Genomic DNA, 19292 nt, shown 5'->3' with positions numbered 1-19292 from the left:
CCAGAGTCAGGGACGTTCCAACCTGACCGCGCTGTTGCAGACCGCCCATGACAAGGGCCAGATCAATGCGCCCAACATTATGGAAGCGACGATGGTGCTGAAAAGCCTGATCTTCGGCGACTGCCATTTCAAGCGCATCATGAACCTGGCTGTCGAGCCGACGGAGGCGCAACGGCATCGTCAGGTCGATCTGGCTGTCGATATTTTCATGACCTATTACGGTGTGAAACCGGCGGTCTGAATATTTACCAAAGTGTAAACCTTTTTGGTTAACGTCCGTTAAGCAAAGGGTTTCACATGGCCAAAACAACAGACGAATCAACGCCTTTTGATGTGCGCCCGAATCCTGTGGCGCAGGGGCGGAAACGCCGCCGCGCCGCTGAATTCGATCGGATATGCGTGTCTGTTTGCGAACTGGCTGCGGCGCTGTTCGACCTGCCGATGGCCTTTTTAAGTCTGTATGAGGATGGACGGCTGACCCCCGTCTCCGCCTTTGGTATCCCCGACATCGAGGTGCTCGACACGCTGGCTTTCACGGCGCGCAAGCTGGTGGCGGGCGAGGGGCTGCGGATCGATGACGCCACGCATGACGCCCGCTATTTCCTCGAAAGCGCTGTGTTGCGCGCGCCGCACATGCGGTTCTATGCCGACATGCCGTTGGTGCACGACGGCGAGATTCTGGGGGTGATCGCCATAGCCGACGCCGCGCCGGGTGAGGCGGTGAATCTGGCGGTCTTCGCAAAATTCGCCGATCAGGTCGCCACCCTGCTGTCTTTGGCGCAAGGATCGGGCGGCGATATGCGGAGCGAATTGCAGGCGCAACAGAGGCGTATGGATATGGCCGCTGAAATGGCCGGTTTCGGTTACTGGACGATCGATCTTGCTACCCGTGAGGTCATCTGGTCGAAGGCGCTGTACGCCCTGCTGGGGCTGAATGAAAAGACATACGTGCCGCAGGTAGTGACGCAGCTTGATATCTATGCGGCTGAGGATCGTTCGGGCGTGATTGAACGTTTCCAGCGCGCCGTCAATGCCGGCGAGGATTTCGATTTCGAGCTGCGCATCACTCGCCGCAAGGACAAGGCCGCGCGCCTGATCCGTACAAAAGGCGGCGTCGAATATGACGGTGATGGCGCGCCAGTCCGGCTGTGCGCCGTGGTGCGCGATGTCACCGAAACAGGAGTCAGTGACGACTTTCTCGGTCATGTCACTGATGAACTGCGCGCCCCGCTCAATGAGATTGTCAACTATGCGCGCCTGATCGAAACGCGCCCGGTTTCCGGTGGTGACATCGCTGGTTATGCCCGGAACCTGCTGACTTCCGCCGAGGCGCTGCAAAGCCTGATCGGCGATACGCTGGTCTCGGAACCTGCAGCGACCGATGAAGAGGACGAGATCATCGATTTAGGCGAAATGATCCGCGAAACGGTTGACGCCTTTACGCTTCAGGCCGAAGCGGCGCAGACTCGGCTGAGTGTGCATTTTGTCGATTTCACCCGCGCCACTGCCCGTCTCGATGTCATGCGCATTCAGCAGGTGCTGCAAAACCTGATATCCAATGCCTGCAAGTTCACGCGCGGCGGGGTGATCAGCGTCACGGCCAGCCAGGTGACGGCGGAAAATCCGCAGACGCTGCGGCCGGAAATCCACCTGCATGTCAGTGTGCGCGATAGCGGCGTCGGCATGGACGAAGCGCTGGCGCATAACCTGTTTACGGGTGGTAAGAAAGGCCTTGGCCTCTCCATCGCCCAGACGATTGTCGAGATGCTGGGCGGCCATATCGGCGCCGTGTCTCGGCCGGGCGAGGGCGCCAATGTCTGGTTTGAAATCCCCGTCGAATGGGCGGAAGCGCCGGCCGCCGTGAAGCCTGACCCGAAAGCCGTGCCTGTGCCGCGCACTTTGGCGCGGCAAAGTTTCGACCGGGACTTTGAGACGCCGCAATCGCGTCCGGCCTATGCGCCGCTGCGCCCGCGTTTTGATCCCGATCCGGCGCGTCATGCGCCGGTCGATGAGGACCGCATCAACCGCGAATACCTGCGAGCCTTGTTGCAGGATATGAAACTCGACCTGTAAGCGGCGGAAAAATCTGCGCCGGGCATCTTAAGGGGTATGAAAACACAGTTCCTTGCCCTGTTGCCCGCCATCACCCTGCTGGCCGGAAACCCCGCTTCGGCCCGCGACTACTGGTTCGGCGCCGATCTCTCCTACGTCAATGAAATAAAGGCGTGCGGCGCGAAGTATGACTATAAGGGCGAAACCGACGCCTATAAAATCTTCGCGGAGTCGGGTCATAATCTCGTCCGCGTGCGAATCTGGGTCGACGCCAGATGGACGCCCTATTCCGATCTCGCCGATGTGGAGAAGACCATCGCCGCCGCCAAGGCGCAGGGCCAGAAGGTGTTGCTCGATTTCCATTATTCCGACGACTGGGCCGATGGCGGGAAGCAACTGGTGCCCGCCGCCTGGGCGGGCCTTACCGAGGACGGTCAGGCAAAAGCGCTCTATCAGTATACGCTCGATACGCTCAACGCCCTGAAGGCGAAGAACCTGATGCCGGAAATGGTGCAGGTGGGGAATGAGACCAATGGCGAGATACTGCGCACCCAGCCGGAGGAGCATGTCGCCATCAATTGGGCGCGCAATGCCAAACTGTTCAATGCCGGCATCAAAGGCGTGCGTGACGCTTCGGCGGATAGTTCCATAAAGCCGGAAATCATGCTGCACGTCGCCCAGCCGGAAAATGTCGAGCCGTGGTTTGCGGCCGCCACCGCCGCCGGCGTCACCGGCTATGACATCATCGGCCTGAGCTATTACAGCAAGTGGTCGAAAGAGGATTTCACGGGCCTGGCCGAAACCATCCGCCGCGTTCATTACCGGTTCGGCAAGGACGTGGTGGTGGTCGAAACCGGCTACGCCTTCACCGACGAGGCCGCCGACCGCGCCAATAATCTGCTCGGCTCGGATTCGGCGCTGAAGGACTATCCGGTCTCGATCGCCGGTCAGGCGAAATATATGCACGACATCATGCAACTGACGCTTGATGCCGGCGGGATCGGTGTCGTTTATTGGGAACCGGCCTGGGTTTCAACCAAATGCAGGACGCGCTGGGCGCAGGGGTCAGATTGGGAAAACGCCGCCTTTTTCGACTATAAAGGTAAGGCCCTGCCGGCGCTCGAATGGCCGAAAGCGGCCTACATCTGGCCGGTCGAGACGACTTTCGCTGTCGCGGATCACGGTCAGGCGGCGCAATACCTGACCGGCGATTTTACCGGCGGCGTCACCGTCACCATGCAGAAAACCGATGGCCGCTTTGTCTATGCGGCCTGGCTGCGGCCGGAAACCCATGTGGTCGTCGGCACGGCGGAAAGTGAAGGCGCGCTCGGCGATGCCGAAGCGTTTGATGTCACCGTGCCGAAGGCCGGCGGTCCGGTTGTGTTGGGAACGCCACAGCCGTAATATTGTAGTACAATTGTCTGGAAGATCGTCGTTATTGTGTTATAAATCCACAAAAGCCCGTTAAGGGCGGATAAAACACACGGGGAGCGGCGGAAAATTCGATGGCAAACATCGTACATAAGGGAGCAAATCTGCCTGGCGGGCAAGCGCGTCAGGCGCTTCTGGCTTTTGTTGGCACGCAGATCCTGCCGCATGAGGCAGACCTGCGCCATTGGCTGTTGCGACTGGGTGTAAAGGCGCATGAACTCGATGATATCGTCCAGGACGTCTATTGCCGATTGCTGCGGATGGAACGCTTCGATCATATCGACGATCCGCGCGCCTATCTCTTCCGCTCGGCGCGCAATGTCCTGCTCGAACAGGTCCGGCGCAGCAAGGTGGTGTCGATCATGACCGTGCAGAATCTCGATGAACTGGGCGTGGCCGATCTTGGGCCAAGCCCCGAAAGCGCGGCCTCCTCACGCGCCGAACTGACCCAGGTGCTGGGCCTGATCAGTGGGCTGCCGGAGCGCTGCCGGCAGGTGTTCGAACTGCGCAAGGTGCATGGCCTGTCGCAGGCGGAAACGGCAAAGGCGCTGCACATCAGTGAGAATATCGTCGAAAAGGAAACGGCCAGGGGATTGAGCCTGATCCTGCGTCATATGGCCGGCACAGGATCGGCGATGGTGACGGCGCTTAAGCCTAAAGCGGGCCGGATGAGGGTATATGTCGCGGATTGATGAGGCGGCGGCCCAGTGGGTCGCGCGGCTGAATGGTGATGACAGCGTAACGACGCGGCAGGCTTTCGAGGCCTGGCATGAGGCGGACCCGCGCCATCAGGGGGCATATTTGCGCGCCGAAGCGGCGTGGATGAGGCTCGATCGCGCCCAGGTGATGGCGCACGGTGATACCCTGCTGGCGCGTCGGGCGCTGGAGGGCAAATTGAAGCGCAACCGTGCATCCGTCAGTCGTCGCTACGTCATGGGGGGCGCCGTCGCGGCCTCGCTGACCGGCGCGGTTGCTGTCGGTTATGTGCTGGCCAATCGATTGAGCGTCGCCACCCGTGTCGGCGAGTTGCGCAGTGTGCCGCTCAGGGATCGCTCGGTCGCCTCGGTCAATACGAACAGCCAGATCGATGTCGATATGACGCCGCAGATTCGCCATGTGGCGCTGGTCAGGGGCGAGGCATGGTTCGAGGTGGCGAAGAACCCGGACGTGCCGTTCGTCGTTTCCGCCGGGGATATCCGCGTGCGTGCGGTCGGCACGGCCTTCAGCGTCCGCCGCCATGAAAATGGCGCAGATGTGCTGGTCACCGAGGGCACGGTCGAGGCGTGGAACGTCAACGATACCGGCAAGCGCGTCATGCTGACGGCGGGGCATGAGGCCTTTGTGCCGCTCAAGCCGGAAACCGTCGCGGTGGCCTACCGCCCCGAAGAGGTCGAGCGCAGACTGGCCTGGCGCGACCGCGAGATCGTGCTCAATTCCGAAACCCTGGCCGAGGCGGTGGCCGAATTCAACCGCTATAATGAGCGGCAGATCGTCATTTCCGATCCGGCCCTGGGCGCGCAGAAACTGGTCGGCGGCTTTCATGTCGATCAGCCGGAAACCTTTGCCCGCGCCGTCCATGCGGCGCTCGATGTGCCGGTCAGTCTGAATGACGACCGTATCATAATTGGCACAGCCGGGACGGCCCTTTAAAAAATTGTCGTACAATTCGGCGGAAAACTTCCGGCGGGGCATCTTGGTTTGGAGAAGGGGAAAAAGCCCCTCGCTAACAAGAATTCAGGGAACACACATGTCATACTGGAATAACGCCTTCCGCACCGCCCTCATGGGGTCGGTCGCCGCCGTCGTGATGGCGGCGCAGCCAGCTGCGGCCCAAACCAAAACCTTCAATATTCCGGCGCAGGACGCCGCCACCGCCATCCCCGCCTTCGTCAAGCAATCCGGCTTGCAGGTGCTGGCCACCGCCTCCGATTTGCAGGGCATCCAGACCAATGCCGTTTCGGGCAGCCTGACTAATGATGCGGCCCTGAACCAGCTCATCGCCAATACCGGCCTGACCTTGAAGACCAATGACGGCACGTCCGCCGTGATCGTGCGCGCCTCCGCCGCCGAACCGGTTGCCGAAGCCGATCCGCAGGAAGTGGTCGTGGTCGGGATGCGCAAGTCGCTGCGTGACGCGCTCGACGTCAAGCGCCGCAATACAGGCATTGTCGAAGCCATTTCCTCCAAGGATATCGGCGCGCTACCGGACGTCACCATCGCCGAAACCCTCAACCGCCTGCCGGGCGTGATGGCGACGCGCGACCGCGGCAATGATTCACAGGCTTCGATCCGTGGCCTCGGTGCGCGCATGGTGCTGGGCACGGTGAACGGCCGCGAAGTGGCGTCCTCCGAACCCGATCGTAATGTGCGCTGGGAAGTCTATCCGTCGGAAGTCATTTCCGGCGCTTCGGTCTATAAATCCTCGGAGGCCAAGCTGATTTCCGGCGGCATTTCCGGCACGGTCGATCTGCAAACAATCCGTCCGCTCGATTACAAGGGGCCGAATTTCGTGCTGCGCGCCGGCCCGGTCTATTATGATGGCGGCTCGGCCTTCCCTGATTATGACGGCATGGGGTATCGCGCCTCGGCCTCGCTGGTGCATCGCTTTTCCGACCAGTTCGCCGCGGTTGTCGGCCTGACCTCGCAGGTCCAGAAGAACGGTTACGAGTCGGTGCAGGGCTGGGGCTACAATTCCGGCGGCAACAATGGCGCTGTAATCGCCGGTGACGCCACAAAGTACAATACGCCGTGGGGTGCGCAGGCCGAGGCCAAGCGCCTGAAGGAATCGCGTATCGGGGCCTCGCTCGGCCTGCAATACCGTCCGTCCGACAACTTCCAGCTCAGCTATGACCTGCTCTATTCCGATATCAAGATCGACGAATTGCAGGATCAGGCCTGGTATGGCGATGGCGCCTGGGGCAACTGGGACGGCGGCAACCTGTCCAACTATGTCGATGGCGCGACGGCTTCCGGCCACGCGCCCGTCATCAACAGCAATGGCGATGTGGTGGCCGCTTCGGTGGCCTGGGCCGGCGACAAGTCGGTGGTAGCGCGCTACACTGAGGACAAGACCCTTATCGTCCAGGGGCTGAACGGCAAGTGGACCACCGAGCACTGGACGGTCTCGGCCGACGCCTCCTATTCCAAGGCGCAGCGCTATAACCTGTGGGCGGCCAACGAATTCGCCTACTGGCCGAGCCTGATGACCTATGATTTCCGCGGCAAGCCGGTCATCACCGTCTCGTCGGCCCCGGAAGACAATGTTCAGACCGCGCAAGGCGGCCAGACGTCGCTTGGCGCCGTCACCGACGAACTGGGCGCCATCCATCTTGACGCCGAACGGCATTTCGATAGCGGTTTCTTCAAGAGCGTTCTGTTCGGCGCGCGCGTCTCCGACCGCACCAAGGCGCTGGGTTCGCTCGACGGCACGGTATCGCCGATCATCGGCGCCCTGCCTGATTACCTGCTGTCGTCCTACAGCTTCAAGAATTTCGACATCCCGACCATCCTGACCGGTAATTTCGGCGCGCTGGCAACGCATCTCTACGGCACCTCGTTTGATATCGATCCGAAGACCACGCCGATCACCGATCGGGTTAAGGAAAAGGTGGCGGAAGCCTATGTCGAGGGCACATACGCCACCACGCTCGGCGGCATTCCGGTGGATGGCAATATCGGCGTGCGCTTCCTCGATGTCGATGCCGATTCGGCCGGCACCTCGACGATTGCCGGCGACTGGTACGAAGCCACGCCGGGGAACTGGGTTCAGGCCATGATTACCACGCCGGCGACCGGCGGCACCAGCTATTCGAAGGTATTGCCTTCAGCCACCGCGCGCCTCGATTTCGGCAATGGCCAGTATCTGAAGCTCTCCGCCGCCAAGGTGATTTCGCGTCCGCCGCTGAACGACATGATCATCACCCGGCAGATTTCCTCGACCGCGCCCTATACCGGCGCATCGGGCAATCCGTACCTGAAGCCGTTCGAGGCGACGCAGATCGATATCTCTTACGAAAACTACTTCAACAAGGACGCCCTGTTCGCCATCAGCGCCTACCACAAGGATGTCAGCAATTTCGTCGGTTACGCCACGCGCCAGGAAACGATCAACGGCAATGTCTATACCCTGACCTCGCCGGTCAATTCGGCCAAGGGCGGACGGATCGACGGGGTGGAACTGACCTACCAGTCGTCATTCGGCTTTATCGGGCTTGATAAGTTCGGCATCTATTCCAACTATGCCTATGTCGATTCCGATCTGACGGAAATGTCGGCGGGCCTGCCGCTCAATGGCTTGGCGCGTGACACGGCGGCGGTCGATTTCTGGTATTCCGACCATGGCATCGATGCCCGCCTCGGCACCAAGTATCACTCGGAATATACCGCCATATATGGCTGGGACGATTCACAGCTGATCCGCGTCCGTCCGGAAACGACGATGGACTTCTCGATCAGCTACCAGATCAACCCGACGATCCAGGTGCGTTTCCAGGCCAACAACCTGCTCGATACGCCGCTGCGGACCTATAACGACAACGAGCCGGATCGTCTGGGGCGCTATGACCTTTACGGCAAGCGCTACCTGCTCGATCTGACGTTTAAATACTAAAGTAAGATACCCCACCACCCCGCCTCAAGAGAGGCGCGGTCCCCCTCCCCAGTAAACTGGGGAGGGGGACCGCACGACACCGCGAAGCGGTTAGATGCGGGGGTGGGGTATTTTGCTTTCCAATCTATCTCATGGCCGGGTCTTGACCTCATCAAGGTCCGGCCATCATTGTATCTGTAAAAACCACGAGGAACCGCCATGCTGGAACTGAACCGCCGCCATCTGCTGGCCGGCACCGCCGCTACTTTTGTTGCCATTCAAGCGGGGACTTCGCAGGCACAAACCGAGACGATCAGGCAAGACGATCGCCGCACGCGTTTCGATACCGGCTGGCGCTTCGCTTTTGGCCACCTCAATGATGTGGAAAAGGATTTCGGCTACGGTGGCGATCTGCGCACCTATGCCAAGCAGGGCATAGACGCCACACCGGTGGCCAAGGCGGATTATGATGACTCTCAGTGGCGGCCGGTCACCCTGCCGCACGACTGGGCAGTGGAGCTGCCGTTCGTGCACAAGGAACCGAAGATACCGCTCAAGCCGGATGATCATGGCGCGGTGTGGGACCCGGCCGCCAATCACGGTTACAAGCCGCTCGGCCGCGACTATCCGGAAACCAGCGTCGGCTGGTATCGGAAGACGTTCACGCTTGAGGCCACCGATAAAGGCAAGCGCATTTCGCTGGAATTCGATGGCGTATTCCGTGATGCGATGGTGGTCATCAATGGCTACATCGTAAAGCGCAATGACAGCGGCTATACACCTTTCCGCGTCGAACTGAATGACTTCCTCAACACCGACGACACGCCGAATACGGTTCTGGTGCGCGTCGATGCGTCGCTGGGCGAGGGCTGGTTTTACGAAGGTGCCGGCATCTACCGCCATGTCTGGCTGGTCAATACAAACCCGGTGCATATCCCGCAATACGGCGTCTGTGTTCGGGCGAAGACCGACGGCACGGTCGAGGTCGCGACGACGGTGCGGAACGATTCAAACGTATCGCAGAAGGTCCGGGTTTCGTCGTCTGTTCATTACCAGGATATGCCTTCCAGTAATCCGAACACCTATGATGATTCTTCAGTCGAACTTGCCGCCTGGGGTTCTGCTGAAGTGGTGCATCACATAAAGGTCGACAAGCCTGCGCTTTGGTCTCTGGAAGAGCCGCACCTTTATTTCATCAATAGCAATCTGTGGTTAGACGATTTAAATGTCGATCTGGTTTCTACCCGCTTCGGCTTCCGCGACATCAGGTTCGATGCGCAAACCGGCTTTTTCCTCAATGACAAGTCCGTCAAGCTCAAGGGCACCTGCAATCACCAGGACCATACCGGGGTCGGCGCGGCTATCCCTGACGCCCTGCAACGCTGGCGCTTGCAGCAACTGAAGGACATGGGCTGCAACGCCTATCGCGCCTCGCACAATCCGCCGACACCTGAATTGCTCGACCTGTGCGACGAAATGGGCATACTGGTCATCGACGAAACGCGCATGATGACCTCGTCGCCGGAAGGTCTGGCGCAACTGGAAACCCTGATCAGACGCGACCGCAATCACCCGTCGGTCATCCTCTGGTCGATCGGCAATGAGGAACCGCAGCAGGGCACCGAGCGCGGCGCCCATATCGCCCGCACCATGAAGCGCCTGTGCAATGAACTGGACCCGACGCGCCTGATCACGGCGGCGATGGATAACGGCTATGGCGAGGGCATCACTGAGGTGATCGACGTTATCGGCTTCAATTACCGCGACCACCTGATCGACGACTTCCACGCCAAATATCCGAACCTGCCGATCATCGGCACGGAAACGGCCTCGACCGTTTCGACGCGCGGCGAATATATCAAGGATGACGCCGCCCATATCGTGCCGGCCTATGATACGACCGCGCCGTGGTGGGCCACGACCGCCGAAGGCTGGTGGCCGCATTTCGACGCCAAACCCTATATCGCCGGCGGCTTTATCTGGACCGGTTTCGATTATCGCGGCGAGCCGACGCCCTATAGCTCATGGCCCAGCATCTCGTCGCAATTCGGCGCGCTTGATACCTGCGGCTTCCCGAAAGACAACTACTGGTATTATCGCGCCTGGTGGCAGCCGGAACCCCTGCTGCACCTCTTCCCGCATTGGAACTGGGAAGGCAAGGAAGGGCAGGATATTTCGGTCTGGGCGCACAGCAATGCCGATGAGGTTGAACTGTTCGTCAATGGCAAGTCGGCCGGTCGCAAGACGGTCACAAAGGATTTGCACGTCGAATGGGTCGTGCCGTATCAGCCGGGCAGGATCGAAGCCTTCGCTTACAAGGCAGGCAAGGTGATCCTGAAGGACAAGCGCGAAACGGCGGGCGCGCCGGCGAAGGTGGTGCTGACGACCGACCGCACGGCGCTTGTCAATGACGGCATGGATTGCACGGTGATCAAGGCGGAGGTGTTCGATGCGAAAGGCCGTCCGGTGCCGAAGGCGGATAATCTGATCCGGTTTGCTGTGTCGGGACCAGGTGCTGTGATTGGCGTCGGCAATGGTAATCCGAACAGCCATGAAGCGGACAAGGCGTCTGAGCGCAAGGCGTTCAACGGGCTGTGCTGTGCTATTGTGCAGGTCACCGGCGCGGGCGGGATTACGGTCGCCGCGAGTGCTGAGGGGCTGAGCGGGAGCAAGGTGGTGTTGAGGTCGGCCTGACTTCAATCCTCCCCCGCTTTGCAGGGGAGGATAAAGATTACCCCGCCTGATCGCCCCACAGCTTCTTCAATGCCGGGCCACGGCCGCAGCCGTTATAATAGGCGTTGTAGTGCGCGGCGTGGGTCTGCCAGTAGTGCTGGTGATAATCTTCCGCCGGATAGAAGGGCAGGCCGGTCTGGGTCGATTTGACCACCAGCGTATAGATCGGCTTGTTCAGTTGCTTGCCGACCGCGATCTTTGAATTGACCGCCGCGGCATATTGCGCGTCCGAGAAGGTGAAGATGGCCGTGCGGTAATTATCGCCGCCGTCGCAGATGACGCGCGCCCTGGTCGTCGGGTCGGTCGAATGCCAGAAGACATCGAGCAACTGGTTATACGTCACCTTGTCGGGATCGTATGTGACTTCCACCGCTTCGACATGGCCGGTGCCGCCGCCGATTACATCCTCATAGCTGGGGTTTTTCACCGAACCGCCCATAAAGCCGGCGCGGGTATTGCTCACGCCCTTCACATGGTCGAAAGCCTTTTGCGTACTCCAGAAGCAGCCGCCGGCGAAGACGGCCACCTGCGGCGCGGCGGCGAGGGCATTGCCGGCAAAACTCAGGGCCAGAATACTTGTCACAAACAGTCGTCTCAGCATCTGGGCCTCCTAAGCGGGAATAAATTTCAAGGCGACGCCATTGTTGCAATAGCGCTTTCCGGTGGGGGCGGGGCCATCATCGAACAGGTGGCCGTGGTGACCGCCACAACGGGCGCAGTGATATTCGGTGCGCGGAATGCCGATGGCGAAATCAGTTCTGGTTTGCAGGTGGCCGGGAATGGCGCGGAAGAAGCTGGGCCAGCCGGTGCCCGATTCGAACTTGGCGTCGGAATTGAACAGGGCCAGGTCGCAGCCGATACAGGCGAAGATTCCCTTGCGATGCTCATTAAGCAAAGGGCTGGAGCCGGGGCGCTCGGTCGCCGCGCGGCGCAGCACGTTATAGGCGGCGGGCGACAGGCGCTTTTTCCATTCGGCGTCGCTGAGCTTCAGGGACGCGATCGTTTCGGCTTCGCTGCGCGAACAGGCGGCGGCTAAAGCACCAATTCCAGCCAGGGAGAGAAAATGACGGCGTAACATAATGACACTCCGTAAATGACTTACCGAGACTTATACGCTCGAAATCCGGATTGGGTTACAGGTTAAGAACTGTGATGTTTATAACGCAGTCCGCAGCGCTCTGACTTGTAAAGGCCGTGTAAAGACGGTCGTCACATAAGTGTCAAGCAAGCTACACGCGACTGTCACAGAGCGCGCCTATTGCGCCGTGCGTGGCCCTGGCTGTTCGGGGTTCAAAAAATTACAAGCACACGCACAAGGTAATTTCACCATGAAAAAATCGTCTCTCGTTATCGGCGTGGCCGCCGCCGCTTTTGCGATGGTCGCCATCGTTTCCGGCGCCTCGGCGCAGGATACGAAGATCTCGGGCCGGATGTATGCCGACTTCTCCAATATCGACAACACCGTCGATGGCGTTGAAGCGGCGCCGTCGGGCACGGGCTTCGACATCAAGCGCCTTTATATCGGCATTGATCATAGCTTCAACGACATGTTCTCGGCCAATGTGACGACCGATTTCCAGTACAAGTCGGAAATCAGCTCGACCGAAATCTACCTCAAGAAGGCCTACCTGCAAGCCAAGTTCAACGACGCCTTCGTTGTGCGCGTCGGTGCTACGGATATGCCCTGGGTGCCTTACGCCGAAGACATCTACGGTTATCGTTATGTTGAAAACACTGTGGCCGACCGGGTGAAGGTCGCTACCTCGGCTGACTGGGGCCTGCACGCTTCGGGTAAGTTCGGCGGCAACTTCTCCTACGCCGTGGCCGCCGTCAATGGCGCCGGCTACAAGAACCCGACCCGTTCGAAGGGCATGGACTTTGAAGGCCGCCTGAGCGCCAAGTTCGACCAGTGGAACTTCGGTATCGGTGGTTACACCGGCAAGCTCGGCCAGGAAGTCGCCGGTGTCGCCACGCCGAACACCGCTACCCGCGTTGATGCCCTGGCCGCCTATGTCGGCGAGCGTGGCCGCATTGGCGTCGAATATTTCGCCGCCAACGACTACTCCGCCGCCCTGGTCAAGGATCCGCTCAAGGAAGACAAGGCTGATGGTTATTCGGTCTTTGGTTCCTACCGCCTGACTCCGGTTTACACCGTCTTTGGTCGCGCTGAAGAAGTGAAGCCTTCCAAGACCCTCTCGCCTTCCAAGAAGGACCAGTACTACAACGCTGGCGTTTCCTTCGCCGCCTTCAAGGGCGTGTCGTTCGCCGCTGTCATCAAGCATGACGAAGTGACCTCGATCGGCCACAAGACCACCAACAACGAAATCGGCATCTGGACCGAGGTTCGTTATTAAAAACCAAATAAAGACAGGCTGTTGTGACCCAACAGCCTGTTTCTATAACGCCTTGTCTTTTTAAATTCCGCCGGCTGTTACAAAACTGTCGTAAAAAGCAGTTAGAGCATCACGCAAGACAGTCTGCACACATCCCTTTCCAAGGAGATATGAATGTTCAAGTTTCTGAAAGTTGTTATGGCCGCTGCCGTGATGACCGCCTCGTTCGGTTCGGCCGCGATGGCCGCCGACACGATTTCCGGCGCCGGCGCCACCTTCCCCGCGCCGCTGTACGCCAAGTGGGCCGAAGGCTACAAGCGTAGCACCGGCAACCAGCTTAACTATCAGGCCATCGGTTCCGGCGGCGGCATCAAGCAAATCCAGGCCAAGACGGTCGATTTCGGCGCGTCCGATAAGCCGCTGACTCCGGATGAACTCGACAAGTACGGCCTCTATCAGTTCCCGACCGTCGTTGGCGGCGTGGTGCCGGCCATCAACGTTCCTGGCATCGCCAGCGGCAAGCTGAAGCTGCCGGGCGTGGTTCTGGCCGATATCTTCCTCGGCAAGATCACCATGTGGAACGATCCGGCCATCGCCAAGTGGAACGCCGGCCTCAATCTGCCGGCCCTGCCGATCACCGTCGTTCACCGTTCGGATGGTTCGGGCACCAGCTTCCTGTTCACCTCCTACCTGTCGATCGCCTCGGCCGAGTGGAAGCAGAACGTCGGCGCCAATGACGCCGTTGAATGGCCGACCGGCCTCGGCGGCAAGGGTAATGACGGCGTTGCCGCCCTGGTTCGTCAGACTGCCGGCTCGATCGGTTACGTCGAATATGCCTACGTCATGAAGACCGGCATCAGCTACGCCCTGGTCGCCTCGAAAGACGCCACCTGGCCGATGCCGACTGCCGCCAACTTCAAGGCAGCGACCGCCGGCGCCGACTGGGCGCACGCCCCCGGCAACTACGTGCTGATCCTGAACCAGCCGGGCGCCAATGCCTGGCCCATCACCGGCGCGACCTTCATCCTGATGTACAAGGAACAGGCTAACGCCGCCAAGGCCGCCGAAGTGTTGAAGTTCTTCGATTACGCCTACAAGGGCGGCGACTTCAACGCCAACGAGCTGTACTATGTGCCGCTGCCGGCTTCGGTGAAGTCGATGGTGCGCAAGCAGTGGACTGCCAATATCAAGTCGAACGGCGCCCCGGTCTATACCTCGCCGAACCCCTAATCGGTGATGTGATACGCCCTGACAGGTTCGTATAGGCCTGGAAGAACTAGAGGGGCGAGGTCTTTTTTCGGCCTCGCCCCAGTCTTGTATCTGATGTCCCGAATGACTACTGATACCCGTTATTGCCAACCGGCTCGCTGGAGCCGATACAGTCCGGATTTTAAGAGAACCTTGAAGAATGTCTGTTAAAACCAAAGCGCCTCGCGTTGATCTGACCGACCCCATCTTCCGCTGGGTGTCCTTCGCCGCGGCTACCCTGCTTCTGGTGGTTCTGGCCTCGCTGATCGGCCTGCTGCTGGTCGGCGGCTGGCCCGCCCTGTCGAAGTTCGGTTTCGACTTCTTCCTGAAATTCAAGGAATGCCCGGTCGGCCAGGGGCCGATCTGCATCGACACACCGTGGAACCCGGTCACCGACAACTACAGCGCCACGGCGCCGATCCTCGGTACCATCATCACCTCCTTCATCGCGCTGGTTTTCGCCCTGCCTATCGCCATCGGCATCGCGGTCTTCCTTACCCAATTTTGCCCGCAGCGCATCGCCCAGCCGCTGTCGACCGCCGTCGAGTTGCTGGCCGGCATCCCCTCCATCGTCTATGGCATGTGGGGCTTGTTCGTTTTCGCGCCGTGGTTCGCCAAGACCATCCAGACGCCGCTGCTGATCGCCGCCTCGCAGTCTCCCGATTCCTTCCTCGCCAAGCTGGTGGCCGGCGTGCCCAACGGCGCCAATCTCTTCACCGCCTCGATCATCCTGGCCATCATGATCCTGCCTTACATGGCGGCTGTCTTCCGCGAACTGTTCCGCTCGATCCCGGCTCAGGTGCGCGAAGCCGCCTTTGGCGTCGGAGCCACGCCATTCGAGGTCGTCACCGCCGTCATCATCCCCTACGTACAAAAGGGCATGATCGGGGTGGTCATGCTGGGCCTTGGCCGCGCGCTGGGTGAGACGATGGCGGTCACCTTCATCATCGGCAATTCGCACAAGTTCCCCAAGTCGCTGTTCGACTCGTCGTCGACCCTGGCCTCGACCATCGCCAACGAGTTCGCCGAAGCCGCCGATATCCACCGCTCGGCGCTGATCGCGCTTGGCCTCGTCCTCTTCCTGATCACTTTCACGGTTCTGGCGATCGCGCGCTGGCTGCTGTCCTCGCAACGCTACTAGGGAGACGTAAAAATGGACCGCGCCCTTCGCCGCAAACTCGCTAACTACGTTTTCATCGGCCTGTGCCTGCTCGGCACCGGTATCGCCCTGCTGTCGCTTGCCCTGATCTTGTGGTCGCTGTTCACTCAGGGCTTTGGCGGGCTGAACCTGCACCTGTTCACTATGGATACCCCCGCCGCGGGTTCCGAAGGCGGCCTGCGCAACGCTATCGTCGGCTCTGTTTTGATGTGCGGCGTTGCCATGATCATCGCCATTGTGGTCGGCATCCTGGCCGGCACCTGGCTGGCCGAAATCGGCGGTGACACGCCCTACGGCCATGCCGTCCGCTTCCTCAACGACGTGCTGCTGTCGGCGCCCTCCATCCTGATCGGCGTCTTTGTGGCGCAGATTCTGGTCACCGGCAGCCCGTTCGCGCTCGGTCACTTCTCCGGCTGGGCCGGCGCCGTGGCGCTGGCCATTCTCGCCACACCGATTGTGACGCGGACGACCGAGGATATCCTCAATCTGCAACCCAACGCCCTGCGCGAAGCCGGCATGGCGCTCGGCGCCTCGCAGTTCACCACCATCCGCACCATCATCTGGAAGGCGGCGGGCGCCGGCCTTCTGACCGGTGGCCTGCTCGGTTTCGCCCGGATTTCCGGCGAAACCGCCCCACTTCTGTTTACCGCGCTGGGCAACCAGTTTTTCAACGCCGACATGGGGCAGGCGATGGAAAGCCTGCCGCACGTCATGTACAACTTCGCGCTGACGCCTTACGAAGATCTGAACAAGCTGGCCTGGGCTGCCGCCCTGCTGGTGGCGCTGGCCGTGCTCGGCGTCAATATCCTCGGCCGCTGGCTGGGCCGCGACAAGAACGCCGGCCACTAATCCTTTCATCCTGACTTGAGAATGAGTTCATGACCGACACGACTTTACCTGACTTCAAGAGCGTTATCGTTCCGCCGCCGGAAGGCAGCCTTGTGCTCGAATGCAAGAAGCTGAGTTTCTTCTATGGCCAGAACCAGGCGCTGTTCGACGTCGATCTGCCGGTCAAGAAACACGCCATTACCGCGCTGATCGGCCCGTCGGGTTGTGGCAAGTCGACCCTGCTGCGCACCATCAACCGCATCTATGATCTTTATCCCGGCCAGCGCGCCGAGGGCGAAATCAACTTTGAGGGTGAAAACCTGATCGGTCCCAAGGTGGATGTGGCGGCCCTGCGCGCCCGCATCGGCATGGTGTTCCAGAAGCCGACGCCGTTCCCGATGTCGATCTATGACAATGTCGCCTTTGGCGTTCGTCTGCATTCCAACAAGTCGAAGGCCGAACTGGACGAGATCGTCGAACGCTCGATCCGCCGTGCGGCGCTGTGGGACGAAGTGAAGGACAAGCTGCACAAGTCGGGTCTCGGCCTTTCCGGTGGCCAGCAGCAGCGCCTGTGCGTGGCGCGCGGCATCGCGGTCAATCCGGAAATCCTGCTGCTCGATGAGCCGGCTTCGGCGCTGGACCCGATCTCGACGGCCAAGCTGGAAGACACGCTGGAAGAACTGAAGAGCGACTACACCATCGTCATCGTGACGCACAACCTGCAACAGGCGGCGCGTCTGTCGGACTATACCGGCTTCATGTTCCTCGGCAAGATGATCGAGTTCGGCCCGACCGATGAGCTGTTCGTCAAGCCAAAGGTCGATAAGACTTCGGAATATATCGGTGGCCGTTTTGGCTAATGGGGTTTGGGGCCACAGGCCCCAAACCCCATTTGTCAATGCACGTACAGCGTCCGCGCATCGCTGTCGAACGTCGTGCCGTCGGTCCGTGTGGCGCGGATGCTGAGCTTGTGCTCGCCGGACTTCAGTGATCCCGCCGGGAACTTGAAATCATATTGCAGCTTCGGCCAGTTCGGATCGTATTTCAGCAGGTTCGGCACGCGGAATTCCTTTGGGTTCAGACCGTAATTGGCCCGTGTCACCACCTTGCCGTCTATCAGGATGTCGACCGCCGTAATCCCTTTCGGATCGGCGGCGGCGCCATGATAATTGCCGGTATCGCCACTGCCGAGGAAGGCGCCGCGCTCAGGATGGGCGATATAGGCTTGTGGGAAAAACGGGCAGGGCGCGCCGGAAATATCGGTCAACGGATGCACGCGTACCTTCGCCGTATAGAAATCGACCGCCATCTTGTAGGGCGGCAAACTGACAATACGGAACGGTTCGATCTGCTCGAAGTTCTGGCAGAGCTTGGTATACATCGCCGTCTTGTCGGCCTCGTGATAGATATATGACGGCTCCAGCATGGCCAGCATCACGCCCTTGCCGGCCTGTTTCTCTATCAGGCTCGACATATCCAGCCCCCACTTGTGCCGCGCCACCACGAAGCGCGTCAGTTCGTCATTCGGATCATCGAGCGTATAGAAGCGGCGGTGACTGTCGCCGCTGCCGGGAAATTCCATGTGCACGGCGCTCATATGGCTGTTGGCCGCCCATACCACATCCGGCCCGAAACGCGCCCTGGCGCGGGCGTCGGCAGCGGCGATGGCCGGCTCCAGCAGGGACCAGTTCTCATTTTTCAGGATGTTGCGCTCACGCAGGGCATAGGGCAGTTCCGCCGAATGGACAAAGGCCCACTGATAGGCCGTGCCGGCGACGCCGATCGCCAGCGCCATCAGCGGCGCCGTAGCGATAAGGGCCATGCGCAGGTTCCGCTTGCCGACGCTTGTGGCGCGACTCATGAAATTTTCCAGCAGGTCGGGCACAAACGGCAACAGCGGGATGAAGGCCATGAAGGGCCAGTGCGGCATGATCTTCTTGTTGAAGATGGTCTGCACGCCATAGAAAACGAGGATAACGACAAACTGCCAGGCCAGCAGGCTTTCCGGCTTGTTGCGGTCGCGGAACAGGCCGTTTTTCGCCGCCACCAGCATGGCGATGAAAAAGACCGGCGTGGCCAGCGCGAACTGGGTTTCGAGATAGCTGAGGACACGGCCGGGATCGGGCTTGAACTGCGGCCGGTTCAGCACATGGAACTGGATGGCCGGCCATTCGTTAAGGGCGTTATAGATCAGCGACGGCATCAGGCCGAGCAGGGCGATGCCGGCGGTGATCCAGACGCCGGGTTTGGTCCACAATTTGCGGCCCTGCGTCGTGGCCAGCATGAAGACAACGACGGCGAGGCCAGGCGCGAGGAAGCGGAAATGCACCAGCAAGCCGAGCGCGGCGCAGATGCCGGTCAGCACCCACCATTTGAGTTTGTCCTGCTGGACCGCCCGGATCAGGCAGCCGAGCATCAGGGCCATCAGCACCTGGAGCGCGCCTTCGGGATAAAAGACCGTGCCGTTGAGCGTCAGAGGCGGCAGCAGCAAGGCGATCATCGCCGCCCACAGGGCATTGCGGTGACTGACCAGCGGCGTCGCCATGAAATAGACGGCGAACGGCATCATCGTGGCGATGATCAACGCCACGATGCGCAGCGGCAGCACATGCCAACCGAAGATCGCCGTCACCAGTCGGGCCAGCCAGGGAAAGCCGGCCGGGATATCGGGATAGCCGAGATCGAGATAGGCGCCGGAGACGACGAAATGGCCCTCTTCCCAGATGACATGGCTGATCAGGGCGATATAGAGCTTCCACAAGACCAGTATGGCGCCCAAAATAAAGGTGGCGCGGATCAGGCTTTTGTCGTCGCCCAGAAAAGGTTTTTGCGGCTTAAGCGGCGGGCGTTCGCCATGCAGATCGTAGAATTCAGCCATGATATCTCCCCAGCTTTAACCGTTATAGCGGGCGATGGGGAG

The 19292-nt window shown here is 60.3% G+C and carries 15 protein-coding genes; 12 read left to right on the top strand and 3 right to left on the bottom strand.

Going from position 1 to position 19292, the window contains the following annotated elements; translation table 11 throughout:
• The 7 genes from VL130_RS08815 to galA form a co-directional block, all read left to right on the top strand.
• Window positions 1-241: TetR/AcrR family transcriptional regulator C-terminal domain-containing protein (locus VL130_RS08815; RefSeq protein ID WP_325362474.1), on the top strand; the 241-nt coding region annotated here is incomplete at its 5' end.
• A 56-nt stretch (window positions 242-297) separates the two neighbouring features.
• Window positions 298-2073 (top strand): sensor histidine kinase, encoded by a 1776-nt coding sequence (locus VL130_RS08810; RefSeq protein WP_325362473.1) that lies wholly within the window; start codon window positions 298-300, stop codon window positions 2071-2073.
• 36 nt (window positions 2074-2109) lie between these two features.
• Entirely contained in the window at window positions 2110-3456 is a 1347-nt protein-coding gene (locus VL130_RS08805) for a glycoside hydrolase family 53 protein (RefSeq protein ID WP_325362472.1), read from the top strand.
• Window positions 3457-3557: 101 nt separating this feature from the next.
• A complete protein-coding gene (locus VL130_RS08800) occupies window positions 3558-4175 on the top strand; it encodes a sigma-70 family RNA polymerase sigma factor (protein WP_325362471.1) in 618 nt (205 codons plus the stop codon).
• Entirely contained in the window at window positions 4162-5133 is a 972-nt protein-coding gene (locus VL130_RS08795) for a FecR family protein (RefSeq protein ID WP_325362470.1), read from the top strand. Before VL130_RS08800 ends, VL130_RS08795 begins: the two co-directional genes overlap by 14 nt.
• A gap of 97 nt (window positions 5134-5230) precedes the next feature.
• Window positions 5231-8092, top strand: a complete 2862-nt coding sequence (locus VL130_RS08790) for a TonB-dependent receptor (protein ID WP_325362469.1) — start codon at window positions 5231-5233, stop codon at window positions 8090-8092.
• A gap of 198 nt (window positions 8093-8290) precedes the next feature.
• Entirely contained in the window at window positions 8291-10765 is a 2475-nt protein-coding gene (gene galA / locus VL130_RS08785; protein WP_325362468.1) for a beta-galactosidase GalA, read from the top strand.
• 37 nt (window positions 10766-10802) lie between these two features.
• Here the strand turns inward: galA and msrA are convergent, their stop codons facing one another.
• Together msrA and msrB are read right to left on the bottom strand one after the other, a co-directional pair.
• Window positions 10803-11405 carry a peptide-methionine (S)-S-oxide reductase MsrA gene (msrA, locus tag VL130_RS08780; protein ID WP_325362467.1) on the bottom strand — a complete coding sequence of 201 codons (603 nt, stop codon included), beginning with the start codon at window positions 11403-11405 and terminating at the stop codon, window positions 10803-10805.
• Window positions 11406-11414: 9 nt separating this feature from the next.
• Complete coding sequence (msrB, locus tag VL130_RS08775; RefSeq protein ID WP_325362466.1) at window positions 11415-11882, bottom strand: peptide-methionine (R)-S-oxide reductase MsrB; 468 nt, start codon at window positions 11880-11882, stop codon at window positions 11415-11417.
• Window positions 11883-12132: 250 nt separating this feature from the next.
• Between msrB and VL130_RS08770 the strand changes: the two genes are divergently transcribed.
• From VL130_RS08770 to pstB, 5 genes are all read left to right on the top strand, one after another.
• Window positions 12133-13158: a porin gene (locus VL130_RS08770; RefSeq protein ID WP_325362465.1), complete on the top strand. Its 1026-nt coding sequence runs from the start codon at window positions 12133-12135 to the stop codon at window positions 13156-13158.
• Window positions 13159-13311: 153 nt separating this feature from the next.
• Window positions 13312-14367 carry a phosphate ABC transporter substrate-binding protein PstS gene (pstS, locus tag VL130_RS08765; RefSeq protein WP_325362464.1) on the top strand — a complete coding sequence of 352 codons (1056 nt, stop codon included), beginning with the start codon at window positions 13312-13314 and terminating at the stop codon, window positions 14365-14367.
• 178 nt (window positions 14368-14545) lie between these two features.
• Window positions 14546-15526, top strand: a complete 981-nt coding sequence (gene pstC, locus VL130_RS08760; protein ID WP_325362463.1) for a phosphate ABC transporter permease subunit PstC — start codon at window positions 14546-14548, stop codon at window positions 15524-15526.
• A gap of 12 nt (window positions 15527-15538) precedes the next feature.
• On the top strand, window positions 15539-16393 hold the full coding sequence (pstA, locus tag VL130_RS08755) for a phosphate ABC transporter permease PstA (RefSeq protein ID WP_325362462.1): 855 nt from the start codon (window positions 15539-15541) through the stop codon (window positions 16391-16393).
• Between the two features lie 29 nt (window positions 16394-16422).
• Window positions 16423-17232: a phosphate ABC transporter ATP-binding protein PstB gene (gene pstB / locus VL130_RS08750; protein ID WP_325362461.1), complete on the top strand. Its 810-nt coding sequence runs from the start codon at window positions 16423-16425 to the stop codon at window positions 17230-17232.
• Between the two features lie 35 nt (window positions 17233-17267).
• On the opposite strand, the gene VL130_RS08745 is transcribed toward pstB, so the two are convergent.
• Complete coding sequence (locus tag VL130_RS08745) at window positions 17268-19250, bottom strand: ArnT family glycosyltransferase (protein WP_325362460.1); 1983 nt, start codon at window positions 19248-19250, stop codon at window positions 17268-17270.
• Window positions 19251-19292 lie beyond the last annotated feature (42 nt).

It is taken from the genome of Asticcacaulis sp. (assembly GCF_035497195.1).
Lineage (GTDB): Bacteria > Pseudomonadota > Alphaproteobacteria > Caulobacterales > Caulobacteraceae > Asticcacaulis.
Note: the sequence above shows the minus strand (reverse complement) of the source record. Positions and strands in the feature narration are given on the sequence as shown.